This is a genomic window from Chitinophaga sp. CF118 (genome assembly GCF_900112615.1).
Lineage (GTDB): Bacteria > Bacteroidota > Bacteroidia > Chitinophagales > Chitinophagaceae > Chitinophaga.
The window spans coordinates 509,179-534,655 of the sequence record NZ_FOMK01000002.1 but is presented as its reverse complement, the minus strand read 5'-3'; the positions used below and the strand labels follow the sequence as shown (position 1 = coordinate 534,655).

General features: G+C 42.5%; 16 protein-coding genes. 11 read left to right on the top strand and 5 right to left on the bottom strand.

Annotation, left to right across the window (positions count from 1 at the left end):
- Window positions 1-2: 2 nt before the first annotated feature.
- The 10 genes from BM176_RS10390 (at window position 3) to BM176_RS10345 (ending at window position 9,437) form a co-directional block, all read left to right on the top strand.
- Window positions 3-1,541, top strand: a complete 1,539-nt coding sequence (locus BM176_RS10390) for a sialate O-acetylesterase (protein ID WP_090102528.1) — start codon at window positions 3-5, stop codon at window positions 1,539-1,541.
- A 338-nt stretch (window positions 1,542-1,879) separates the two neighbouring features.
- A complete protein-coding gene (locus BM176_RS10385) occupies window positions 1,880-5,101 on the top strand; it encodes a SusC/RagA family TonB-linked outer membrane protein (protein ID WP_090102526.1) in 3,222 nt (1,073 codons plus the stop codon).
- 11 nt (window positions 5,102-5,112) lie between these two features.
- Window positions 5,113-6,600, top strand: coding sequence for a RagB/SusD family nutrient uptake outer membrane protein (locus BM176_RS10380; RefSeq protein WP_090102524.1), 1,488 nt, complete (start codon window positions 5,113-5,115; stop codon window positions 6,598-6,600).
- 56 nt (window positions 6,601-6,656) lie between these two features.
- Window positions 6,657-7,037, top strand: a complete 381-nt coding sequence (locus BM176_RS10375; RefSeq protein ID WP_090102522.1) for a chorismate mutase — start codon at window positions 6,657-6,659, stop codon at window positions 7,035-7,037.
- A 292-nt stretch (window positions 7,038-7,329) separates the two neighbouring features.
- Window positions 7,330-7,515: a hypothetical protein gene (locus tag BM176_RS10370; RefSeq protein ID WP_090102520.1), complete on the top strand. Its 186-nt coding sequence runs from the start codon at window positions 7,330-7,332 to the stop codon at window positions 7,513-7,515.
- A gap of 41 nt (window positions 7,516-7,556) precedes the next feature.
- Window positions 7,557-7,742, top strand: a complete 186-nt coding sequence (locus tag BM176_RS10365; protein WP_090102518.1) for a hypothetical protein — start codon at window positions 7,557-7,559, stop codon at window positions 7,740-7,742.
- Between the two features lie 40 nt (window positions 7,743-7,782).
- Window positions 7,783-7,968, top strand: a complete 186-nt coding sequence (locus BM176_RS10360) for a hypothetical protein (RefSeq protein WP_090102516.1) — start codon at window positions 7,783-7,785, stop codon at window positions 7,966-7,968.
- 11 nt (window positions 7,969-7,979) lie between these two features.
- Window positions 7,980-8,672 carry a hypothetical protein gene (locus BM176_RS10355; RefSeq protein WP_177230361.1) on the top strand — a complete coding sequence of 231 codons (693 nt, stop codon included), beginning with the start codon at window positions 7,980-7,982 and terminating at the stop codon, window positions 8,670-8,672.
- A 166-nt stretch (window positions 8,673-8,838) separates the two neighbouring features.
- On the top strand, window positions 8,839-9,204 hold the full coding sequence (locus BM176_RS10350) for a DUF4890 domain-containing protein (protein ID WP_090102514.1): 366 nt from the start codon (window positions 8,839-8,841) through the stop codon (window positions 9,202-9,204).
- A gap of 26 nt (window positions 9,205-9,230) precedes the next feature.
- Window positions 9,231-9,437 carry a hypothetical protein gene (locus tag BM176_RS10345; protein ID WP_090102512.1) on the top strand — a complete coding sequence of 69 codons (207 nt, stop codon included), beginning with the start codon at window positions 9,231-9,233 and terminating at the stop codon, window positions 9,435-9,437.
- 178 nt (window positions 9,438-9,615) lie between these two features.
- Here BM176_RS10345 and BM176_RS10340 read toward each other — a convergent pair whose 3' ends face one another.
- The 5 genes from BM176_RS10340 to BM176_RS10320 all read right to left on the bottom strand — a co-directional run bounded on the left by BM176_RS10340 (window position 9,616) and on the right by BM176_RS10320 (window position 22,594).
- Window positions 9,616-10,383, bottom strand: a complete 768-nt coding sequence (locus BM176_RS10340; protein ID WP_143097779.1) for a hypothetical protein — start codon at window positions 10,381-10,383, stop codon at window positions 9,616-9,618.
- 29 nt (window positions 10,384-10,412) lie between these two features.
- Window positions 10,413-11,978, bottom strand: a complete 1,566-nt coding sequence (locus BM176_RS10335; RefSeq protein WP_090102508.1) for a RagB/SusD family nutrient uptake outer membrane protein — start codon at window positions 11,976-11,978, stop codon at window positions 10,413-10,415.
- Between the two features lie 17 nt (window positions 11,979-11,995).
- On the bottom strand, window positions 11,996-15,088 hold the full coding sequence (locus BM176_RS10330; protein WP_090102506.1) for a SusC/RagA family TonB-linked outer membrane protein: 3,093 nt from the start codon (window positions 15,086-15,088) through the stop codon (window positions 11,996-11,998).
- Between the two features lie 72 nt (window positions 15,089-15,160).
- The gene (locus tag BM176_RS10325) at window positions 15,161-18,001 is read right to left on the bottom strand and encodes a TIM-barrel domain-containing protein (RefSeq protein ID WP_090103353.1); all 2,841 of its coding nucleotides are present in this window, start codon (window positions 17,999-18,001) and stop codon (window positions 15,161-15,163) included.
- Between the two features lie 522 nt (window positions 18,002-18,523).
- A complete protein-coding gene (locus BM176_RS10320) occupies window positions 18,524-22,594 on the bottom strand; it encodes a hybrid sensor histidine kinase/response regulator transcription factor (protein WP_143097778.1) in 4,071 nt (1,356 codons plus the stop codon).
- 382 nt (window positions 22,595-22,976) lie between these two features.
- On the opposite strand from BM176_RS10320, the gene BM176_RS10315 reads away from it, so the two are divergent.
- A complete protein-coding gene (locus BM176_RS10315) occupies window positions 22,977-25,457 on the top strand; it encodes a glycoside hydrolase family 95 protein (protein ID WP_090102504.1) in 2,481 nt (826 codons plus the stop codon).
- Window positions 25,458-25,477: the final 20 nt, after the last annotated feature.

The following is a 25,477-nucleotide window of genomic DNA, read 5'->3' as shown; positions in this document are numbered from 1 at the left end:
GTATGAAAAATTTCATTTTACTTTTCTTACTGTTAAATGCTGTTATTGCTTCGGCCAACATTAAGTTGCCTTCAGTGATTGGTGATCATATGGTATTACAACAAAACACAAAAGTAAAGATCTGGGGATGGGCGGATGCAGGCGAACGTGTTAGTATAAAAACCGGATGGTTGAAACAACCGCTTACTATCATCACGGGTAAAGATGGCCGCTGGTCCTCAACGTTATCAACTATTAAAGCTGGCGGTCCTTATGAAATAATATTACAGGGTAAGAACAGTATTCACATTGCGGATGTATGGTTGGGTGAAGTATGGCTTTGTTCCGGTCAGTCCAACATGGATATGACTGTGGCCAGAGAAGACCGTTACTGGTGTGGTGTATACAATGAAGCGGAGGAAGTAGCTACAGCAAACTATCCGCAGATCCGCGTATTTGATGCGGCATTTACTCCTACAGATACGGTGAAGAAAGATGTGAGCGGGCAATGGGAAATATGTACTCCCACTACAGTGAAACACTTTTCTGCAGCGGCCTATTTCTTTGCCCGCGATCTGCAACAGCAATTAAAAGTGCCTGTGGGATTGATCACTACCGCTTATGGTGCCAGTACTGCCGAAGCGTGGATCAGTCGCCAGGAATTAAAATCATTTCCGGAGTTACTGGAAGATTATGCCCGGCGTAAAGCGGCATACGATACCAGTATCACCGCACAAAAGAAATATGAGGCAGACCTCAATAAGTGGAGTGTAGCTGTGATAGCAGCTAAAGCTGAGGGAAAAGATCTGCCGCGTGAACCGAAGAATCCTAACCCGGAGAAAGATCAGCATAGTCCGGCAGTATTATACAATGGCATGGTTGCACCACTAATCCCTTATACTATTAAAGGCGCTCTCTGGTACCAGGGAGAATCCAATACCAGCAAACCAGCACTCTATCGTGCACTCATGGAAGCCCTCATAGCTAATTGGCGCAAAGACTGGCAACAAGGTGCTTTCCCTTTTCTATATGTACAGCTGGCTAACTATGGTAAGCTGGATTCATTACCTGTAAATGAAAAAGGTACAGTGCTGATCAGGGAAGCGCAGTTAGAGAATTTAAGTATCCCACATACCGGTATGGTGGTTGCCATTGATAATGCTAATCCCGATAAACCGGAGGATATTCATCCTAAAAATAAACAGGCTATCGGACAGCGTTTCTCTCTGCTGGCACGTGCAACCGTATATGGAGAAAAGATCTCTTATAGTGGGCCGATGTATCAGCGGATGCAGGTAGAAGGCAATAAAGTAAGACTGTATTTTGAGCATACAGATGGAGGTTTAAAATGCAGGGATAATGTCTTAAAAGGATTCGCTATTGCAGGTGCAGATAAGCAATTTGTATGGGCAAATGCAACGATAGAAGGCAATACGGTATTGTTGTCGAGCGAACAGGTGCCTCATCCGGTGGCGGTACGTTATGCCTGGGCATCTAATCCTCCTGCTAACTTGTATAATAAGGCAGATTTACCCGCATCTCCATTCAGAACAGATAAATAAAGATTCCTTTTTTAATTACAAACAGCTTGCAACATCACCAGGGTTCTCTGGATTGTAGCAAGCTGTTTCTATTTTATAGAGCCAACCCTAACGGATAATCTTTTATTGTACATTTTTCCATGCAATAGTATGATCCTCCATTGTCTGAAGATCCTTACAAAATTAACTTAGCTGTTATAAAACAGGGACAATAGCAATGGCGCAGCATTATGACCACCACCAACGTATTACAAGGCTTAAAAAAATAGAAAAACTATTAGTCATCCTTGTGATTTTTATTTGTGCATTATTGACTTATTTGTTTTTACTGAACTAATTCTATATAAATACCCAGCGTTATGAAAAAATCTTTAACGATTCTGAGTTGCAGCATTTTTGTGCTGCTGCAACAGGCAACCTTTGCCACAGGAACTGTCCCATTACTTTCAAAGACCCAGGTAAGCGGACAACTGTCCGGTTATCAGGATCAGCAACTACAATCAAACGATGGTAAAAAAGATATCATTCAAGTACAGGGACAGGTATTCGATGACCAGGATAATACGCCATTGATAGGTGTAAGCATTCGCCTGGCTGATGGTAAAAAGGGCGTAATAACAGATCAGGACGGAAAGTTCAGTCTGTCTGCTCCTGAGAATGCTATATTGATAGTGACGTACATGGGGTACGACACCAGGGAATTAAAAGCCGGATCAGCACCATTATTGATAAAACTAACCAAAAGTAATAAAGGATTAAATGAAGTAGTAGTTATCGGTTACGGCAGTACTCAGAAAAAGAACCTGGTGGGAGCTGTATCTTCCATAGGAGAAAGCCAGATCAGGGACCGGCCTATTACGCGGATAGATCAGGCACTGGCTGCGCAGATGCCGGGAGTACAGGTACAGTCAGTTACCGGTTCTCCGGGTGCTGCTTTACAGATCAGGGTGCGGGGAGCTGCATCAGTTTCAGGTAGCAATGATCCTTTATATATTGTAGATGGTGTTCCCGTAGAAGATCTGGGAGATATTGATCCCGCTACTATCCAGTCGGTAGATGTATTGAAGGATGCTTCAGCTGCTGCCATTTATGGTGCCAGGGGTTCAAACGGAGTGGTACTGATCACTACCAAAAGAGGAAAGACTGGTAAAGCCCGTATCAGTTTCTCTGCTACTTTCGCCAGGCAGGAGGCTGAACGTTTTGTACCAATGATGAATGCTGATGAATGGATCCGTTTTAAAAAGGATCTGATTGATTCATCCTGGGTTGCAAGGGGCCGCACGCTGGGTAAAAACTATCAGGCATCTGATAATATGAACTTCCGTGCAACAGAGCTGGGCGGTACCACTGCAAATACACATGCGCTGGCTAATACAACCTATATGTACGATCCTTACTGGGAACACGGAACGGACAGCCTGGACTATATTAACTGGCAACAGGAATTCTTCAAACCTGCCTACATGCAGAAATATAATCTGGCAGCTTCCGGCGGTAATGAAAATGTCAGTTACCTGTTGGCCGGCGAATACCTTAACCAGGATGGGCTGGCTGTAAATACCGGTTATAAGCGGTATACTTTCCGTTCAAATATGGAAGTGAAATTGAGTGATAAGGTGAAAGTAGGATTGCAACTATCACCTTCTATTTCGTGGACCAAGGGAGCCGGTATTGATGGCAGAAATGGAATTGGTCCTTCAGTAGCAGGTACCGCACCTATTCAGGAAAAAGGAGTGGGTACACATTCAGGGTCTTTAGGCACGCCTGCTTACCGCTGGGTGGCCGATCAGATCAGCCCTGTTACCGTCATGGAAAATACATTGAATAATACCGAACTGGTAAAACTGTTATCACAGATCTATTTAAATGGGGAACTGGCAAAAGGACTACGCTTAAATGTGACAGGTGCATGGAACAGCAGTAGCAGCGATAATAAATATTATCAGCCCACATCAGTTACTTCTGCCCGCCGTACTGCTGTGGAAGGATCGCAGAGTACAGCTACCAGGAAAACCGCCCGTTCACAGTATTACCTGTTCCAGTCCCTGCTGAACTATGACCGGGTGATAAAAAAACATGAACTGAATACGGTGCTTGGCGCTTCCACCGAATCCAATAATATAGTTAATAGTACACAAACAAATAAACAGTTTGCTAACGATAACCTATATACGTTTGATCTGGGTTCTTCTACACCAACGGCAAGTAGTGTAACAGAATCAAAACGTACTTTGGTTTCTTTTTTTGGTCGTGTAAATTATAATTATAACAGCCGGTATTTGTTGTCTGTCAGCTTCCGGGGTGATGGATCCTCCCGCTTTGGTGCAGATTCGAAATGGGGATATTTCCCTGCTGCCTCAGTGGGATGGAGAATCAGTGATGAGGTGTTCATGCAACCAATTAAGCATGTAATCAATGATTTCAAAATAAGATATAGCTGGGGTATAGCTGGTAATGACAGGATAGGAGGGGATTACCCCTCTATCGGGTTGGTATCTACTACCAACTATGTATTTGGAGAATCACAGGCACAGTCAACCGGCTTCTCAGTCACAAATATTACCAATAATAATCTGCATTGGGAAAAGACAACATCAAACGATATCGGTTTTGATGCAGTAATCCTTAAGGAACGTTTTTTACTCTCTTTTGATTACTATAACAAGCTGACAAATGATCTGCTGTTAAGTGTGCCCGTAGCCCGTGCTACCGGTTTTACAAAACAAAATGCAAATATTGGTTCTGTGAAAAACTGGGGATATGAAGTGAACCTTAACTCCCGCAACATCAGCAGTAAGAACTTTTCCTGGGAAACTTCCCTCAATGTATCTTATAACAAGAACAAAGTTGTTAAACTGAATAATGATAATACCCCTATCTATACCGGTTGGGAAAGTACCGTGAAGATAGCTGTTGGCAGGCCGTTATATACCTATGTACTGTACGATGCAATAGGTGTATATACCTCTGAAGAGCAACTGAAAAATACCCCTAAAAGAGCCAACTCAATTGTGGGAGATCCCATTTACCGCGACGTAAAAAAGGATGGTGTAATTGATGCAAACGACATGACAGAAGTAGGGCATCCTGATCCTAATTATACCTGGGGAATGACAAACCGCTTCAGTTATAAAAGATTCGATCTCTCATTGCTGTTCCAGGGACAATGGGGCAACCAGATCTTCAGTATGTTTGGTCGTAATATAGACCGTCCTACTACAGGATTGGGTAACTACAATGCCAAAAAAGTATGGGTGAACCGCTTCCGTTCACTCGCAGAACCCGGTGATGGTAAAACACCCCGTATAGATGCCACTACCGCCAGTGTATATGATACACGCTGGTTGTATAACGGGGCTTTTTATAAGATCAAAAACCTCACTCTTGGTTATACAATAAAACCCAATCTGGTAAAAGGAATTAACCAGGCGCGTATTTATTTCAGCGTGGATAATTTATGGATGAGTGATAAATATACTGGTGGATATTCCCCGGAAGCATTTCAGTATGATTACCTGAGTGACTGGTCCAGTTACCCTACTGCCCGCACTTATAGTATTGGTATTAACATCGGTTTATAAAAAGTACAACAATGAAAACGATCAATATATTTGCCGCCATTTTAATTGTTACAATATTTGCTGCCTGTAATAAGGACTTCCTGGATACTGTTCCTATCTCTAATCAGTCTGAAAGTGGTTTCTATAAAACTGAGAATGATATCGTTCAGGCCGTAAGTGGTGTTTACAATAAGCTCCTTACTTTTCCGGATATCAATAATATCTATTTGTCAGAGTGCAGATCCAGTAATTATTATGTAGACAGACAGGATGCAGCAAGAGATTATTTCAGCATCTCCGCATTTGAAATTACTCCTGCATTAGGCACTTTACAAACGGCATGGACAAACGATTATGAACTGATAGAACGTGCGAACCAGGTACTGGACCGTATCGATAATATCCCGTTCACTGATACCACAAAAAGAAGCCGGTTGAAGGGAGAGTGTAAATTCCTGCGGGCACTTTCTTACTTTGAATTGGTGAAAGTTTTTGGAGCAGTACCATTAATTGATCATAATGTTTCTTCCACGGAATCGCTGAACTATCCCCGTGTATCAGTAGATACCATTTATACTTTTATTATAAAGGAACTGATCGAAGCAGCTACAATGTTGCCTAATGGTTATACCGGTGTTGATAAAGGCCGTGCTACCAAATTAGCAGCATTAGGGTTGTTAGGAAAAGCGTATTTGTTTACAGCAGGTTATCCGCTGCATAAAACAGAGAATTACAATAATGCACAAACGGTATTGAAGCAGGTACTGAATGCAGAGAACCTGGCGGATGGCTGGAAGTTTGCACCCACTTATGCAGAGATCTTCAAAACCGCCAGCGATAATAAATATCACCTGTTTGAGGTACAGTATCTCTCTGGTGGCAAAGGATTAGGAAACCCGATACCCGGTGAAGTGATCCCGCTGGATATGGATACAAAGATCACGCCTTATGGATCATACTATATGCAGGGCTTTCCTTCGGACGATCTGATTGCCAGTTTCGAAGCAGGAGATAAGAGAGAGTTTGTTATCCTGGACACTGTTTACAGGAATAAGTCAGGCGTGAAGACTAAACGCAATTATTTTAAGAAGTACCTGGACTCAACAGCAGCTTCTGCCATCCTGAGTAGTTCCGACTGGGGGATCAATTTCCCTTTGCTTCGTCCTGAAGATGTAATGCTGATGTATGCAGAAGCTGTCAATGAAACTGCTGGTCCTACGGCCGAAGCAGTAGCTATTGTGAACCGTATCAGGGCAAGAGCCGGGTTAGGTATCCTTGATGGTCTTTCGCAAATTGATTTTCGCCTTGCAATAGAAAAGGAGAGGAGACATGAACTGGCATGGGAAGGTGTATACTGGGGAGATCTGGTGCGGACAGGGCGATGCCTGGATGTGATGAAACCCTGGTTACAGCAGAATTACGGAGTCTCGATGGATGAGAATAATTTTATCTATCCGATACCGCAATCTGAAATGCAAATTAAGCCTGGGTTATATTCTCAGAATCCGGGGTATTTTTAATATAGTATCCGGCATTCCTCCTTATCTTTGCGGGATCTTAAATTAAAACCATTTCCATGAAAAAAACACAGTTTTCTGCGCTTCTGGTTATATTGCTATCCTATGGCACTCTTTCTTATAGTCAGACAAAGCCCGCGGCATCGGAAGCAGAAATAAAGCAACAGCTGGGTTCTTACCGTACAAAGATAGATTCCCTGGATGCCTTATTAATAAGTACCCTTGGACAGCGGGAAAAGGTGGTTAAAGAGATTGGTATCTACAAAGCAGAGAATCATATTCCTGCTTTGCAAAAAGACCGTTTCAAACAAGTACTTGAAAGAAGTATTGAAGCAGGTAAAAAAGAAGGCTTATCAGCTACATGTATTGAGGAGATTATGAACGCTATTCATAAAGAAAGCCTGCGGATTGAACAGGAAGATATTGCGAAGAAGCAGTAATTTAATAATAAGACAATATTGTCAGGAGGTCATCTCAATATATTGGGATGACCTTTTTTTATTTAGGTCATTGATTTGGCAGATACTGCATTTAAAAGACTCTCAAGCTCTTAAATTATTTTTTACAACCTCCTTTTTAGTGGTCTGAAATTGTTGTAGGAAGAATACTGTTAATGAAAATGATTACAGTTGTATCTTACTGATAACTAAATGTTTACATTTTTTATTTATTGAATAAAGAGTTTTGTAAATAGTATTTTTTCTTAACTTCATTATACAAAATCAATTATTTATGAGCGAAGAAGAAATACAAAGACTTGTAGACCGGACTGAAGCAAAAATTGCCAGGGGTGTTACTAAAGAAGAAGCTATACGTTCTTTTCAGGAAATAGGTTTGCTGGATGAAAATGGCGAAATGACTCCTCATGGGGAAAATGTTATTGGGGCATTGAGAAAGTATCCAAATCGTTATTCATAAATAGTGTCATTTATTACTTTCATTATATAAAATCAATTATTATGAGCGAAGAAGAAATACAAAGAATGGTAGACCGGGCCGAAGCAAGGCGGGCCAAAGGCGTTACTAAAGAAGAAGCAATAAGTACTTTTCAACGACTGGGTTTACTAGATGGAAATGGAGAAATGACTCCTCATGGAGAGAATGTTTTTTGGGCAATGGAAAAGTATCCAAATCGTTATTCATAAATAGTATCTTTTATTACTTTTATTATTAAAATTAATTATTATGAGCGAAGAAGAAATACAAAGAATGATAGACCGGGTCGAAGCAAGACGGGCCCAAGGGTTTACTAAAGAGGAAGCAATAAGTACTTTTCAGGATTTGGGACTACTAGATGAAAATGGCGAAATGACTCCTCATGGAGAAAATGTTTTTTGGGCAATGGAAAAGTATCCAAATCGTTATCAATAAATCTATATATTATGTATGATGTTCGTCCTAACCTTATCATAGGTTTCCATGGCTGTGATGAGACTGTAAGTAATGCTTTGTTAAATGATCCGGATAAAGTCAAAATAAGTAAGCAGCCATATGACTGGCTTGGAAATGGTATGTATTTTTGGGAAAACAATTATGAACGGGCATTAAGCTGGGCTAATGACAAAAAGAAACGTAGTCAGATTGATAAACCGGCCGTAATTGGTGCCGTAATAAATCTTGGTTATTGTTGTGATTTTCTGGATTCCAAACATATCCGGATATTGGAGCCACATTATTCCAGTATGGTAAACCTTAATAAAAATTCAGGTACAGCTTTGCCACGGAATAAAGATTCATCTCATGACTTATATAAAGATAAAGTATTAAGAGAACTGGACTGTTCCGTAATTGAATTTATGCATCGTGGAATCTATCATAATGTACAAGCCGATATTGATTCAAAAGGATATGCTACGGAACAGCCTTTTGATTCTGTTCGTGGTGTATTTATGGAAGGCGGGCCAGCATTTGAAGGATCTGGAATTTTCGAAAAGAACCATATCCAGATCTGTATCCGTAATCCCAATTGCATAAAAGGGTTTTTCCGCCCACGCCAAAAAGTGGATTATATGCAATGGTATTTAGAGAATTTTAGTACTAAAACCGGATCAGCATCAGTTACACAAGTTGCCTGATAATTTTTCCTCCCTTTTATAACCCCTGTCGTTAACATTATAAATTACCCCTCAGTTTATCAGTTTAACCCTTCCATTTGACCGTTTCATCGATTCCCCTACAACATTCTTCCCCCTGCAACGTCTTATATACAGTAAACATCATTTATTGTATAAAATAGCGGGCATGAAAACAAGCACACTTCTATTAACACTATTTCTGTTCATTTCCGGAGCTGCATTTGCTCAGGATGGTACTCCTGAACAAAAGGCAAAAGCACTGACGGAAAGAATGAAAACGCAATTGACCTTAAATGACGATCAGTTCGGGCAAGTCTATAATATCAACCTGGATTTTGTAACAAAGATGGGTTCTGTAAAAGAAGATACCGGTGGCAAGATGGCAAAATTCAAAAAGTTGAAATCGCTGGATAAAGATCGTGATGCAGCCTTGAAGAGCGTACTCACAGAACAGCAGTTCAAAGATTTCAAAATACACAAACAGGAAACACGGGAAGAAATGAAAGCCCGGTATAAAGAAAAGAAACAATAATCTCCTTCATTTTAAAATTGATTTTTATGAAAAAGATAATGATTGCAGGTTTGTTATTTATATCTGCACAAAGTATGGCACAACATGTTGTTGTTGTACACAGGGCCAGGGTAGTAGCTCCTGCCAGGGTAATAGTTGCACCACGGCCAATTGCGGTAGTAAGACCTGCTCCTGTAGTAGTGGTCGCGCCAAGACGGGTAATCCATCCACGCCGTGTAGTTGTGTTGCGGTAGAACCGGGAAAAAACAAGAAAGGCTGCTTCCGTAGAAACAGCCTTTTAACACTAAAACCATCCGTCTAACTTCTTAATAAGAGGGTGATCAAAAATATGAATTCACCCTCTTTCTAATTTGGATCCCTTGATAGAGAGAAGCGATCCTCAAGCCCTTTATATACTCTAGAATCCTTTTATCACGGATAGGTATATCCTTTACGTTTGAATAACCATAAATTCCTCCAGCCATCGCCTTGTTGTGCAAGGGTGAGTTCATCTTCTGTCAGTTTCACGATCACATAAGTTACCTTGTTACCCAGGCTGATATCACTACCTGTGATCTTCACTGTTTGTTTCAGTGTATCCAGATCGAATGAAGCGGCTTTGGTTGCACCTGCATGTGTGAAAGTGAAGTTTTTAGCACCATTCAGGTTGAAGGTCATTTCATCGTCTGCCACACCCTCAGTTGTAAGATATGCTATTCCGTTCTGCCACCATTCGGGGGCTACTGCTGCGCCGGAACCATTTCCATAACAGATACCTGTAGGGCGGTCTACTGCCCACACCCATGTTTTACCTTGCTGTCCGTTTGTCAGTAAATTCCATGATTTATTGCTGAAATAAAATGGATCATTTTCTGATACAGTGATCTGCATAGAATCTGCCAGTGGGCCGCCACTGGTATAGATGGAATAGTTAAGCATATAAGTGCCTCCAAATGGCACAGTGAGGGTATCGATCTGTTTTTTTGTAGATATACCAGCAACCTGCCAGTAAGGAGTGTAACTACCTTGTGTAAGACTGCTAACCATTACAATATTATCGTGTCCCTGTTCCTGGGTAACAGAAAACTTCAGATTTGATTTTGCTATTGATGATCCCGGAAGACTTTCAGCATCTTCTTTGGTGCAGGATACCAGCGCACTCGCTAATACAAGCAGGGATAAGATGATATAATTTTTCATGTTGCTGTTTTTTGTGGAATGATTCAACATTAATTAGTCCAGCCTGGATTTTGTTTGTAAGCGCCATTGGACAGGCTGATTTCCTGTTCCGGTATCTTGAAAAGTCCTTGTGTTTCTGTACGGAAATTAACATCAAACTGACTGTTTCCATTGCTGTTATCTATCGCTGTTTTTGCAACATTTAGGCCCTGGCGTAACAGATCCCAGTAGCGTTGTCCTTCCAGTGCCAGTTCCAGCCGGCGTTCTTCCATGATCAGGCTTTTACCGGTTGCATCTCCTGTTAATGTTTTACGGTGAGTTGTACCTAAAAATGCCCTGTCGCGTACCAGGTTATAATAATCCTGTGCTTTGGTAAGGTTTACATCCAGGTTCAGTTCAGCTGCCATCAGAAGTACATCTGCATAGCGGATCACCACATTATCATAATAGTTGTCTATCTGTAAATTTCCTCCTTTATCTACCGCATTACCATCTTTCATTGGTGTATATTTTTTCCAGAAGTAACCGGTATACTGTGACTGATCACCTAACGAATATGCTGTCAGGTTTTCATCTGCAATAGAGACGATTGTACTTGATTTACGGGTATCTGCACCATCGTATGCATCGTACAGGTTACTGGTTACAGTACCGGCTCCCCAGCCCTGGTAATAAGGAGTCAGGATCTGACCACGGATTCCAATATCTACCTGCATGCGGTTACCATTATGCTGATCCCAGTTGCCCAGCCCTTTATATGTAAACTTGATAGACCATACAGTCTCTTTGTTGTCTTCTCCAACAAAGCGGGAGAGTGATGATTGCCAGAGGCGCGGGAAGCTGTCTACCAGGCCATAACCACCTGCGGTGATTACATTCTCCAGGTAGCTGATAGCATCTGTTTTGGAGACCACTCCTGCCAGGTCTGGCTGGTTGTAATAACCCGTATAATAAAGGAATACCCTGCCAATCAATGATTCTGCCGCCCATTTGTTTACCCTGCCGTAATCGGCGCTTGAAATGCCTCCATAAGCAGTAGCGGGTAGTTTGGCTGCTGCAAATTGCAGATCTTCCGCTATCAGTTTATAAACATCAGCAGGGGCTGCCTGTGGTGTATTGTATTCCGCAGGAGTGAGGGGAGAGGTGGCTAGTGGGATATTGCCAAACATGCGCACCAGGTCAAAATAGAAATATGCTCTCAGGAAATGGGCTTCAGCCGCATACTGGGTTTTAAGTGTAGTATCAGTACCCCAGTTCACACCATCTAATTTTGATAATAGTACATTGGCTCTGTAAATACCAGAGTAATATTTTTGCCAGATCCCTCTGTTCATATTGGCTGCTTCCTGGAAACGGTCCCATTGTTTCCAAACGAGATCGGATGTTCCTCCGCCGCCAAAACAATCATCACTGGCCAGTTCTGAAACCAGTTGAATATTATCGTAATCTCCTATTTCCAGTTGATTATATACTGCTACCAGTGCCTGTAATGCCTGGGCAGGTGTTTTGTAAAAAGAAGCCTCTGTTTGTTGATCTACCGGAGATTGATCAAGGAAGCTTTTGCTGCAGGCAGCAAAAAATGTTATGACTATAGCTGAAATGATGATCTTTTTCATGTGGATGATTTACCGTGTTAGAGTTTAACGTTCACGCCTACCAGCACTGTTTTAGGTTGCGGATAAGAACCCAGGTCTATCCCTGAAGCCCAGCCGGATGGACCATAACCCACTTCCGGATCTATTCCTTTATACTTTGTAAATGTGAACAGATTGGTGCCGGAAACATATAACCTCAACTGCTGTAATGGTAAATTGTGAAATACTTTTTTGAAATCGTAACCCAGGTTAAGACTCTTTACACGTAAGAAAGAAGCATTGTGTACATATAGATCGGATGAACGGATCCAGTTTTGATTCAGTTCAGCACCATCAGTTACACGGGGAATACGGTTAGAAGTTCCTTCTCCTGTCCAGCGGCCCAGTATTTCCGTTGTGTAATTGCTGAGAGGTCTGGAAAAATCATGTGTACCATCCCATACCTGGTTGCCATAGTTACCATACAGTGCCATAGAGAAGTCAAATCCTTTATAACCCAGATTTACGCTTAATCCATAAGTGAATTTAGGATAAGGATTACCGATCTGTGTTTCATCTTTACTGTCAATTACGCCGTCGCCATTCAGATCTTTGAAACGTACATCTCCCGGTTGGGCATTCGGCTGGATCTTAGATCCGTCTTTACCAACATAGGTAGCTATTTCATTGTCATTCTGGAAAATGCCAGCTGTTTTATATCCATAAAAGTATCCCATAGGGTAACCTTTCTGTGCGCGGTAAAACTCCGGCATACTTGCGAATGTTACTCCTCCATCTCCGTTAATGATCTTTTCAGGATTTGGAATATCTGTTATCTCATTACGGTTCATTCCCATATTCGCGTTCACACCTACTGTGAGACCATTAAAATTATGATCATATCCTAATGCAACTTCCACACCCTGGTTACGTACATCTCCACCATTGATCAGTGTAGAACTGGAACCGGAGATAGCAGGCGTATTTACTGCCACCAGCCAGTCTTTGGTTGTTTTACGATATATGTCCACGGTTAAACTGAAATCCCTAAATAATTGGGCATCAATACCAACGTTTGCCTGTTCTGATGTTTCCCATTTCAGATCAGGATTTGATATACGTATAGGTGCTGCTCCCACGGTTGCATTTTCTCCAGCTCCGAAGTAATAACCGAGGAATTGTGTGGAGATAGTGGAAAGGTATTGGCTGTAAGGTATTGGCAGATTACCGTTTTGTCCCCAACCGGCACGTACCTTCAGATAAGGCAACCAGGAAACATGGAAAAATTTCTCATTGGTAGGTACCCATCCAAGTGAAAAAGATGGGAAATATCCTGTCCGGTTATTTGGACCGAATCTGGAAGATGCATCAGACCGGATAATAGCAGTGAATAAATACTTTTCTGCATAGTTGTAACTGATACGTCCAAAGTAAGAAACCAATGTAGCAGTACTGTCAGAACCATAGATCCGTTGGGTAGAGTCGGTAGTACCATTGTTAATAACAGCATTATCCAGCCCTTCTTTAGTAAGATCCTGTTTGTAACCACGCAGGAAACTGGCTTTTTGTTTGTTTGAGTTCATACCTGCCAGCGCAGTAAAATTATGTTTGCCAAAAGAGCGCTGGTAGCTGATAGTATTATCCCAGTTCCATGTAAATGACTGGTAGATACCCTGGTTCGCCTGGGAATGTTTATTATATACAGCCAGCGCAAGGTCGTACAGCGGAAGGTAACTCCGGTCGTCTGTATAACTAAGGTCCACACCAAAATCACTGCGCAGTTTTAATCCTTTAATGGGTTCTGCCTGTAAATAAGCATCACTCACCAGCCGGTTTGTTTTCACTTTATTCTGATTCTGGTAGTACATAGCAGCTACCGGGTTGGCTTCTTCCGGATTGAAAGACGATTTGCCATAGGTGCCATCCGCATTATATGCAGGGAAGAGTGGACTTACGATGAATGCAGAGTGGAATGCGTTACTGTAAATATTACCAACTGCTACACCTCTTTTATTAGACTGTGCAAAGGTCAGGTTTTCTCCAAACGTGATGATATCCTTATACATTTTATGCTCGGAGTTCATACGGAAGGAAATACGGTCATACATCGACTGGTTCTTGAATCCAAGAATACCTTCCTGTTTGGTATATGCTATAGACGCAGAGTAGATGGATATATCATTGCCACCAGACATGCTCAGTGTATGATTCTGTATTGGCGCTCTTTTGTTATACATTTCTTCCTGCCAGTCGGTACCCTTACCCAGCTTGTTTATTGAATCCACAGAAAAATAAGTAGGGGTTCCTGAGTTGATAGCCATTTCATTCATGATTACACCGTAATCATGCGCATTCAAGAGGGATACTTTATGTGCAGGATTTTGTATGCCATAATAAGCATCATAAGATAACTGGGTGGTACCTGGATGGCCTCTTTTGGTAGTAATTAATATAGCACCATTGCCGGCTCTGGAACCGTAGATAGCAGCAGAAGCTGCATCCTTCAGTACATCAATGGAAGCAATATCTGTAGCGTTGAGGTAGCCAACATCATTTACCGGCACGCCATCTACAATGTAAAGAGGATTTGCATTCGCAACCGTACCAGCACCACGAATCCTCACTTTCATAGCTTCGCCTGGTTGTGCGGAATTGGAGGTGATCTGTACACCAGGTGTTTGTCCCTGTAATGCCTGATCTACCTGCAGTGTATGATTCTGTTCAAGTTGTTTTGTATTTACGTGGTCTATTGCGCCCGTAACCAGTTTCTTCTTTTCCGCACCATAACCTACTACGATCAATTCATTCAAACCGGTAGATCCTTCAGACATTGAAACGGAAAGGGTGGTTTTACCTTTTACAGATATTACCTGTTTTGTAAATCCTACCAATGTTATTTCCAGTGAATCTGTATCGCTCACTTCGAGTTTAAAAGCTCCGGCAGCATCTGTGGCAGCTCCGGTGTTAGTCCCTTTTACACGTACGCTGGCACCGGGTAAAGGAGTGTTTGTACCAGCTTCTGTTATCTTGCCTGTCAGCGCATGTTTGGCAGATTGTGCAGATACCATGTTGCCTGAAAGCAACAATGTGATCAGCAATCCTGGCATCATGCCGGCAGTCACAAAATCTCTGATTTTGTAAGCAGTTTTCATAATGTTAGCGTGTTTGTTAGACGATGGAATTTCCAATGTTCAATAGTGTGTTTTGTAATGTTAGATGTACCCTTAAAGTGGAATATTTTGTTCTTCTCCGGTATAGCTGATTAATTTTCCGTTTTTAGTATCGAAATTTAGTCCTGCTCCATTTGCTTTTACCACACGGAAGCTCCGCTGCTTCAACATGCCGGGGAAGCTGCCTTCCCTTTTGCCTATTGTAAGCGTTTTGCTGGCTTCGTTATAATTAAAGGAAATAGTACTGAATTGGCCCTTTTCATAATTATAGTTCACCCCTTCGTCTTCATAAAGACTGAATTTTCCATTGCTACCGGTATATACGAATAAGGTAATGGTATCGGCAGGCAGCTGTGAAGTATATTGCAGCGCCGGGCCAATAGGGATAATACTACCTGCTTTTACATAAAGCGGCATTCTGTCGAGTGGTGCATCAGCAGTGATGTATTTGCCTCCTTCAGTGTATTGTCCGTTATAAATATTGTACCAGCCGGTATTTGCCGGAAGGTATAGTTTACGACTGCGGGCTTTATAAGTGTACACCGGGTTTACCAGTAACGACGGACCAAACATAAACTGGTCGCCAATATGCTGTACGGTAGTATCCTTATCGAAATCCATGATCAATCCACGCATCAGTGTGTAACCATCATGGTATGCATGTCCCGCAAGGGAATAAATATAAGGCATTAAACGATATCTCAGCTGATCGTAGTACAGCATTGATTTGAATTCCTGACTGTTTTCCGGAGCAATGTTAAATGGCTCCCTGTATGGATATTGACCATGTGAACGGAACAATGGGCAAAACGCGCCATACTGAAACCAGCGGGTATTAAGTTCTCTCCATTCCTGTAAGTCAGCTCCCTTAGGATCAGGCTGATCATATTTATCTTCAACATAAAAACCTCCGATATCTGTAGTCCAGTACGGTAATCCGGATAAACTAAAATTTAGTCCTGCGGGGATCTGCCGGGCCAGCTCATCAAAGCGGGAAGCGATGTCTCCGCTCCAGGTAGCTGCTCCATAATGCTGGATCCCTGCAAAAGCAGAGCGTGTTAAAATAAATACGCGCTGATCAGGATTTTCTTTCCGCTGTCCTTCATAAATACCTTTGGCATTCTGCAGCGCATAAGGATTGAAATATTGTGTAGATGATCCAAGCGCTGTCGGGTTCATCAGTTCTTTACGATGTTCTATCGTTGAATTGGAATAGATATCCGGTTCTGTTGCATCCAGCCACCATGCATCCACACCTTTACTGAACAGGTGTTTGCTTAGCAGGCTCCAGAACAATTTCCGGGCATCAGGATTAAAGGCATCGTAGAAAGTAGATACATAACCATTTCCTATCCAGTCTTTCTGCCCGTCTTTAATATTTTGTTTGTACAACCAACCTTTATTGTCGAATAATTTATAGTTGTCGATGTCTTTATAGAATTTTGGCCATGCAGAGATCATGAAGTGGGTATGATAGATACTGTGCAGGGAATCTATCATGCCTTTTGCATCCGGAAAACGTGCTGGATCAAATTCCTGGCTACCCCAGGCATCCTGTTTCCAGTAAGACCAGTCCATTACGATATTATCCAGTGGAATGTTCTTTTTGCGGAAAGCCTGTACGGTACTGATCACTTCACGTTGGGTTTTATACCGTTCGCGGCTCTGCCAGTAACCTAGCGCCCATTTAGGAACAATAGTAGCAGCACCGGTAATGGTACGGTAGCCGCCAATCACTTCGTCTGTATTATTGCCGTATACAAAATAGTAATCGATCTTTTCACCGGCTTCGGAGGTCAGCGCAATTTTGTTATGCAGTGTTTCCGGGGTAGGAGAGAGCTGTTTCAGGGAGATAAATGCCTGATCGGACTCTGGGATCCATTCTACCTTAATAGCGTGCTTACGGGCTTTAAACAACTGATGCTGGAACACGGAAGGACCAGGATTCCAACCTTCCCTCCATTTGTCCAGCATTAATTGTCCGTCGATCCAAATCTTGATGTAACCTGAAGAAGTGATATAAAATTTTTGCAGTCCGTCGGTCAAAGGAGAAATACTCCCTTCCCAGGTGATGATGCCTTTAGCCATCGGGTAACCGGCGGGGATATCCTTAAGGGATGGAATAAACGTATAGTCTATTTTGTTTTCATTGCGTTTTACAAAGATGCTGTCCGGTTTCTTCCTGAATGCATAGGTAGCGGTCAGTCCTTCCGGTTTACCTTCTTTATTATACAAGAGCAGTTTGCCCAGTTCTTCGTATTTCCTGTCGTCGCCAAAGCGGGTAATGGAGTAGTTATCCCACAAAATTCCATAATGACGGCTGGACACCAGGAAAGGTACCACAGCAACAGAATTGTACTGTGTAAGGTCTACATCCTGGTCTTTATAGTTCATAAGGCCGGTCTGATGCTGTCCTAATCCGTAAAAGGCTTCTCCTGCCGGCGATTCAAATACCTGTTGGACCTTATACAGCGGATGCCCGTCTATATTTTCCGGGGTAAAGGTTTTACCACCGCCTTTCTTCTCCTGTAAAATGATATTGCCAGCCTTATCTGTGAAAAGGACTTCCCCTGTTCCCAGATTGACAGTCGCTGTCAGTTCACCGGTCTTCAATGTTACCTTATTATCTTTCTCTTCAGATGTCCATTTTACATCGGGAGCACCTGTTACGATAGCTATTAAACTGGGAGTTGCTGATATTGAATCATTTGCACTGGCAGTTACCCGTATAATCTTATCTGTGATTACCTGCAGCTTTACCTGTTTTACTCCACCGGCAGTTGGTTGATCCAACCTGATCAGTAAACCATCTTTCAACCTTTCAATATGACCTGCATAACAAAATTGTATGCATAGCGTGAATAACACAAGCGGGAAGAGTCTCTTTTTCTTCATATACATGGAATTGTTCTTAGCAGTCCCTCTTTTAAGGGTGTAATTGTTTTAACGTGTACTGACAAATGTAGCGGAGTGGCTCAAGACCGAGGGTAAGGGTATGTTTTAGATTAGGGGTGCAAATGTTAAGGGAATTGTAATGTATAGGGATGATTTGATAAGAACAAGGGGATGATTTGATAAGGACTTGTATGAAGAATGTTTACAGCATTGAAGATAGTATCCTATAAGTACCTAATCTGTGGAATTTACCAGATATAAACTAGTTTAAAACTAGTTTTTAGTCTTATATAAGCCTTATCTTAATAGATAAGAGTTATATAAGACTAAAATAAGACTAGAATATGGCTTATATAAGGCTTATACCACTTACAGAGTACTACCATAGCAGGTTTAGATATGTTTTAGATGAGAATTATGTATGATGATTTATATGTTGATGATTGAATATGAGGTGATTATAAAAAAGCAGGCTTCAGAAGTATAACCTCTGAAGCCTGTTTTTTTATAAAAAGTGATAGTTTATTCGCTTTTTCCCCTGTAAGCGGATGGGAGTAAGTTGTATTCCAGCTTAAAGTACTTGGTAAAGTACTTAGGATTGTTAAATCCTACTTCATAAGCCACTTCTGCAACGGTCATCTGGCTTTTTTCGAGTAACTGGGCCGCCCGTTTAAGGCGGATGGAACGGATAAATTCGATAGGAGGCTTGCCGGTGAGCTGAATTAACTTCTTGTAAGCCGATACCCTGCTCATATGTAACTCCCTGCTTAACTCCTCTACAGAGAAGTCTGGATTAGAGATGTTCTTTTCCACAATACGCAGGGCATTTTCAATAAATTGTTCATCCTGGGATGAGATAGCTATTTCTTTCGGATGAGCGTCTATATGCTGCTTAAAGGTGTTTTTTAGAGATACCTGTTGAGAGATAATGTTACGTATGCGGGATAGTAACATCTCAAAGTTAAATGGCTTGGTAATGTAATCGGTTGCGCCATTATCAAGTGCTTCCAGCTGATCCTCTTCTGCAGCACGTGCAGTGAGCAGGATTACCGGCAGATGGGCAATCCGGGGTTGCTGCCGGATACGGCGGCAGAGCTCCAGTCCGTCCATTTCAGGCATATTCACATCGCTAACTACAAGGTTAGGGATAGTATGCTGCAGGATATTCCATCCGGCCAGACCGTTAGACGCATCTATAATATGGTAATGTAATCCCAGGTTATCCTTCAGGTAAAAACGGAAATCCTCGCTATCTTCTATTAACAGGATAACGGGTTTCTTACCAGTGTATTCCGGCCTGATCGCCGCCGGTTTAGCTGTCATTATAGTTGTCCTTACCGGATCTGTAACCAGCGGTTGATCTTCAGGAGAGATTATGGGCAATAAGATTGTAAAACAACTGCCCATTTCCGGAGCACTGTCTACGCTGATGTTACCGCCATGTAATTTCACAAACTCATGGGTAATACTTAAACCAATTCCGCTTCCCTGGTTCACCAGCGATCCCGGGATGTCATGCTGGAAAAACCGTTCAAAGATCCTTTCCTGTTGTTCCAATGGAATACCTATGCCGTTATCTTTCACCATAATAGCCAGTAGTTCCGGATTTTGCAACTGGAGGTCTACAGATATATTGCCATGTTCCGGTGTAAACTTGAAAGCATTGCTTAACAGGTTAAAGATGATCTTCTCAATTTTATCCGGATCGTATAACATTGACAGTGTGCTCACATTACTATGAAAATCCAGGTGGATCTGTTTCTTTTCAGACAAATCAGAGAAAGAAGCGGTTAGTTCTTTTATAAACGTTACGATATCCCCCTGTGTGGGATATAACTTTATTTCCTGCGCCTCCATTTTACGGAAGTCCAGCAGCTGGTTTACCAGGTTCAGCAGTCGGCGGGCATTTCGTTGTACCAATACCAGTTGTTGCTGTAACCCGCTTTCCAGGTCTTTTTTTATGATCTTTTCCAGAGGGGTGATGATCAGACTTAGTGGGGTCCGGAACTCATGACTGATATTGGTGAAGAACCGGATCTTCAGGCTATCGAGTTCATGCATACGTTGTGCTTCCTGCCGTTCCTGTTCAATGCGTGAACGTAACCGCTCCCTTTCCAGGATCAGCCGCCGGGCAAGCCAAAGGGCGCCCAGTATTGATAGAAAATACAGCACGAAAGCCAGTGGTGTACGCCAGAAAGGAGGCAGGATCTTAATATGTAATTCCAGTGGTTGTTTTGTCCAGATACCATCATTATTGGAAGCCTTTACCCTGAAGATATAATCGCCGGGATCCAGGTTGGTATAAGTTGCCATGCGCTGCTTTCCATCTGTCGTTAGCCATTCATTATTGAATCCTTCCAGCATATACATATACTGGTTCTTTTCCGGATGGAAGTAATTCAGGGCTGCAAATGAAATGGAGAATACATTTTCCCGGTATTTCAGCGTGATTTCTTTTGTATTCGAAATGGATTGCGATAAGAGTGTCCTTCCATTGATGGCTTCACCGGGTTCCATACTCTTGTTAAAGATTTGGAAGTCAGTCAGTACTACCGGCGGAACGTTATGATTCACAGCAATGGTATGCGGGTAAAAGAGGTTGAACCCGTTTCCTCCGCCAAAAATCAATTCCCCATGACTGGTTTTCAGCGCTGCATTTTCATTGAACTCCCGGCCCTGCAACCCATCAGATTCATCATAGTTCTTGAACTGGTATTGTTTTTCACTTATGCTGAGGTTAGAAAGGCCATTGGCGGTACTCATCCATAAGGTATGGTCCTTATCTTCCAGGATGTTCAGTACTATATTATCGGGTAGCCCATCTTCCTTCCGGAAAACGCGGAACTTTTTTGTGTAAGGATCGAAGAGATTAAGCCCTTCACGGGTGCCTATCCATATGAGCCCGCGACTATCTTGAAACAGGCAGATTACATTACGGTTGCTGATCCTGTCATTATCATAGTGGGTGAAATGCCCGCTGCTGTCACGGATGTCTATACCATCTGAAGTACCTATCCATAAGTTATGTTGTTTGTCCTCCAGCAATGCGGAAACATATGCAGAGCGGATGGAATTAGGCATGCCTTTAAGGAAATGACGGAATTCATTCGTATTGCGGTCAAGCAGGTTCAATCCGCCGGTGAGGGTACCTATCCATAGTTGTTGCCTGCTGTCTTCAAATATCTCCCAAACGTTGTTGTCGCTCAGACTGGCAGGATTGTCCGGATCATGACGGTAGTGGATGAAACGCTGACCATCAAAGCAGTCTAATCCGCCAAAGTAAGAACCTATCCATAACTTACCTGTATGGTCGATCCACAGGCTCACAATTACATTGCTACTGGGACTATTCGGGTTGTGAGTATCATGCAGGTATTGTTTATAGGTATTGCGGGTGCGGTCAAAATAGATCAGACCACCACCGTTGGTACCAATCCAAAGGTTGCCTTTTGCATCTTCTGCAAAGCGGTTCACGTCATCATAGGGGAGTCCGGTACCTGTAAATACCTGGTGTTGATAGAGTGGAAATTTGACGATATTCTCATGGTAATAACAAAGGCCTCTTTTATAGGTGCCTATCCAAATAATACCTGAATTATCCCGGTAAAGCGCATTGATGCTATTCTGACTGAGGCTCTTCGCATTTTCATTGTCATTTACGAGGTATTGCATAGCGGGAAGGCGTTTATTTATCACGTTCATGCCGCCATGATCGGTGCCTATCCATATCAGTCCCTGGTTATCCTGTACAACCCCTCTTACAATATTATTATCCAGCCGTAAGGGGCTGCTGTTCTGATCGTAGTGGGTGAATCCCCTATTGAGATTAAAGCAATAGATCCCCTGTACATCGCTGTTACTATAGATCCATAGGTCACCATCGGAGTCTGCTATCATTTCATAATTCTGCAAACTTCTACTACCGGGTTGTTCCGGCATATGGGTACGGTAAGTGACTTTACGATGCTTTTCATCTACTCTTTCCAGCACCCCATTGGTATGAAGTAGCCAGTAGTTGCCCGAAGAATCCTGTACCATGCAGGCAACAGCATTCGTTTGCGGACTATTGGGATCTGCATTGTGAGTAAATGGAGTTGCGTGTTTAGCAGAAGGTACATAACAGAAAAGTCCCGAATCTGGTATAATGAACCAGCTATTGCCTTGCCGGTCCGTCATGATATTACTGATTGAATCTCCCGGAATGCCCCATTTTTTCATGATGTTCCTGGGATGCCGCTGAAACTTTCCGGTAGATGGATTATATACATTCTGCCCGTTACGGTGGGTAACCCATATCAGTCCATCCGGACCTTCTGCCAGCCGGGTAATGAAATTATCGGAAAGAGTGGCTGTATCGCGGATGTCCTGCCGGAATACCTTAAAGGTATAGCCGTCATACCGGTTCAGGCCAGACATGGTGCCAAACCACATAAAGCCCAGCCTGTCTTTCAGGATAGCGTTCACCTGGTTTGCAGAAAGCCCCTGGGTTATATCTATCCTTGTAAACTGGTACTGCGACTGTAATGGTTGCGCCATTAGCAGCAATACAGGCAAACAACCCAATAGGATAAGTAATAATATTCTCTTGATCATGGATCAGCTTCAGTAACACTCATTGTTCACTTGATTAATACGGTAGAGTGCTGTAATTTAATGTCTGAACTGCTAATATAAATAAAAAAAGAAAGGTCGAAAGAATTCGACCTCTGTACTAAAATTCCACGTTATGGTACTCAGGTCCATAAAAAGTTTAGCAATGATTTATTTATTAAATTATTGATATTAGTAAGATTGTGGGATGCATTCCTCTCATTTGGAGTTATTCACCATAAAAACCAGGACAAATGTAATACCCCCTAAAGGGATAACCAAAGGTATAGCATTATTTTTTCCGCAATCGTTTGCGCCCGGTATAATTAATAGTGAAAACATAATTTATTATGGATATTTTAGACCCGACTATATAATTTAAATCATGCGATTAAGATTTGTTGTTTTATCTCTACTTGTTACAGGTATCTCCCGTGCTCAACAGCCGGTTAATAATTTGAAACTCTGGTACAATAAACCCGCTACCCAATGGACCCAAGCCCTGCCTTTAGGTAATGGTCGCTTAGGTGCCATGGTATTTGGCGGTGTCAATGAAGAACTGATTCAGCTGAATGATGCTACTTTATGGTCCGGCGGTCCGGTAAGCAAGAACGTAAACCCGGATGCGGCCAGATACCTGCCGGCAGTAAGGGAAGCGTTGTCTCATCAGCAATACCACAAAGCAGATAGCCTGTTGCATAAAATGCAGGGCGTTTATTCACAGTCGTTCCTGCCGCTGGGAGATCTGCATATCAGCCAACAGCTGGTTGGTGAAACAAAAGAGTATTATCGTGACCTGGACATTTCGAATGCATCGGCTACCACCCGTTTTACCAGCGGGGGAGTAGTATATACCCGCGAGATGTTCATTTCTGCACCTGATCAGGTGATTGTGATCCGCTTGAAGGCCAGTCAGAAAGGGAAACTGAATTTTACGATTCACCCTTCCAGTCAGCTGAGAGCACATAACACCATTGCAGGTAAATATGAGATAGCGATGAAAGGAAAAGCCCCTTCACAGGTAGATCCGAGTTACTCCAATTCTAATAAGGAACCTATCATTTATGAAGAAGCGGGCAGTTGCAAAGGAATGCGTTTTGAATTGCGCATGCGTGCACTTGCAAAAGATGGAAGTGTAAAAACAGATACAGCTGGTATTACTGTCAGCAATGCTACGGAGGTAACAGTACTTGTATCTGCTGCGACCAGCTTCAATGGCTTTGATAAATGCCCGGACAGCAATGGGGTGAACGAAACGGCATTGGCGGTAAATGCCCTGCAAAAGGCCGCACTCCGCAGTTTTGACGATCTACGCAAACGGCATCAGCAGGATTACTTTCATTTCTTTAACCGTGTTAAGTTCACTCTGGCAGGCAATGATATGACACAACTGCCAATGGATGAGCGCTTACGCAAGTATACTGCCGGTGGCCAGGATGTCTCTCTGGAAACATTGTACTTCCAGTACGGCCGTTACCTGCTTATCTCCTGTTCCCGTACAAACAGCGCGCCTGCTAATCTGCAGGGCCTGTGGAATAAAGAGCTGCGTGCTCCCTGGAGTTCTAACTACACCATCAACATTAATACACAAATGAACTACTGGCCGGCAGAGGAGTGTAACCTGATGGAAATGCAGCGGCCTCTGTATCAGTTAATGAAAGAATTGTCCATTACTGGTAAACAGACTGCCCGTAATTTCTACAATGCAAGAGGCTGGGTAGCACATCATAACACTGATATATGGGCATTGTCCAATCCGGTAGGAGATCTTGGTAAAGGAGATCCTATGTGGGCCAACTGGATGATGGGAGGTAACTGGCTCTGCCAGTTCCTGTGGCAACACTATCAGTTCACCGGCAATAAAGCATTTCTGAAGGATACGGCTTATCCCATTATGAAGTCTGCCGCTGAATTTTGTCTGAGCTGGCTGGTGAAAGACAGTAGCACAGGTTACCTGATCACAGCACCTTCCACATCTCCTGAAAATAAATTCATTACAGAAAAAGGTGAACATGAAACGGTATCTGTTGCCAGCACGATGGATATGTCTATTATCCGCGATCTTTTTTCCAATATGATCCAGGCAGGTGAAGTATTGGGAACAGATCGTGCTTTCCGTGATACATTACAACAGGCATTCGATAACCTGTATCCATTTAAAATAGGTAAAAAAGGTAACCTGCAGGAGTGGTATAAAGACTGGGATAGCGAAGATCCTGAACACCGTCATATTTCTCATCTCTTTGCATTATTTCCGGGCAACCAGATCTCTCCGCTTACTACACCAGAGTTGGCAGCTGCCTGTAAACGTACATTGGAAATCCGCGGTGATGGCGGTACCGGATGGAGCAAAGCATGGAAGATCAATACCTGGGCAAGATTACTGGATGGTAATCATGCATATAAACTGCTGAAGGAATTGTTAACGCTTGCAGATAATACTGCTACTGATTATCATAACGCAGGTGGTACTTACGCCAATCTTTTCTGTGCGCATCCACCATTTCAGATAGACGGTAATTTTGGAGGTACTTCAGGTATTGCGCAGATGCTGCTGCAAAGTCAGACCGGTACCTTACAGATTTTGCCTGCTATTCCTGATAACTGGTCAACAGGTGAAGTAAAAGGATTACTGGCCACAGGTGGTTATACCGTTGATATAAAATGGGCAGAAGGAATGCTGAGCAGTGTAACAATTCATGCTACAAAAAATGGAACCTGTTTCCTGCGTGTTCCTCAGCGTGTGAAAGGTGGCGTGGATGTAATGCTGGGAGCTGTAAAGCCGAAAACTCCGGATAACAGTTTTATATACGCATTGCAAACCAAAGCTGGCGGTGTGTATACATTAGACAGAGTAATCAGGTAATAACCATTTATCAATTGTAA

Excerpts from the sequence above, each read along its gene's own strand:
- BM176_RS10390 (WP_090102528.1), top strand. The coding sequence starts at position 3 with ATGAAAAATTTCATTTTACTTTTCTTACTGTTAAATGCTGTTATTGCT.
- BM176_RS10385 (WP_090102526.1), top strand. The coding sequence starts at position 1,880 with ATGAAAAAATCTTTAACGATTCTGAGTTGCAGCATTTTTGTGCTGCTG.
- BM176_RS10380 (WP_090102524.1), top strand. The coding sequence starts at position 5,113 with ATGAAAACGATCAATATATTTGCCGCCATTTTAATTGTTACAATATTT.
- BM176_RS10375 (WP_090102522.1), top strand. The coding sequence starts at position 6,657 with ATGAAAAAAACACAGTTTTCTGCGCTTCTGGTTATATTGCTATCCTAT.
- BM176_RS10370 (WP_090102520.1), top strand. The coding sequence starts at position 7,330 with ATGAGCGAAGAAGAAATACAAAGACTTGTAGACCGGACTGAAGCAAAA.
- BM176_RS10365 (WP_090102518.1), top strand. The coding sequence starts at position 7,557 with ATGAGCGAAGAAGAAATACAAAGAATGGTAGACCGGGCCGAAGCAAGG.
- BM176_RS10360 (WP_090102516.1), top strand. The coding sequence starts at position 7,783 with ATGAGCGAAGAAGAAATACAAAGAATGATAGACCGGGTCGAAGCAAGA.
- BM176_RS10355 (WP_177230361.1), top strand. The coding sequence starts at position 7,980 with ATGTATGATGTTCGTCCTAACCTTATCATAGGTTTCCATGGCTGTGAT.
- BM176_RS10350 (WP_090102514.1), top strand. The coding sequence starts at position 8,839 with ATGAAAACAAGCACACTTCTATTAACACTATTTCTGTTCATTTCCGGA.
- BM176_RS10345 (WP_090102512.1), top strand. The coding sequence starts at position 9,231 with ATGAAAAAGATAATGATTGCAGGTTTGTTATTTATATCTGCACAAAGT.
- BM176_RS10340 (WP_143097779.1), bottom strand. The coding sequence starts at position 10,383 with ATGAAAAATTATATCATCTTATCCCTGCTTGTATTAGCGAGTGCGCTG.
- BM176_RS10335 (WP_090102508.1), bottom strand. The coding sequence starts at position 11,978 with ATGAAAAAGATCATCATTTCAGCTATAGTCATAACATTTTTTGCTGCC.
- BM176_RS10330 (WP_090102506.1), bottom strand. The coding sequence starts at position 15,088 with ATGAAAACTGCTTACAAAATCAGAGATTTTGTGACTGCCGGCATGATG.
- BM176_RS10325 (WP_090103353.1), bottom strand. The coding sequence starts at position 18,001 with ATGAAGAAAAAGAGACTCTTCCCGCTTGTGTTATTCACGCTATGCATA.
- BM176_RS10320 (WP_143097778.1), bottom strand. The coding sequence starts at position 22,594 with ATGATCAAGAGAATATTATTACTTATCCTATTGGGTTGTTTGCCTGTA.
- BM176_RS10315 (WP_090102504.1), top strand. The coding sequence starts at position 22,977 with ATGCGATTAAGATTTGTTGTTTTATCTCTACTTGTTACAGGTATCTCC.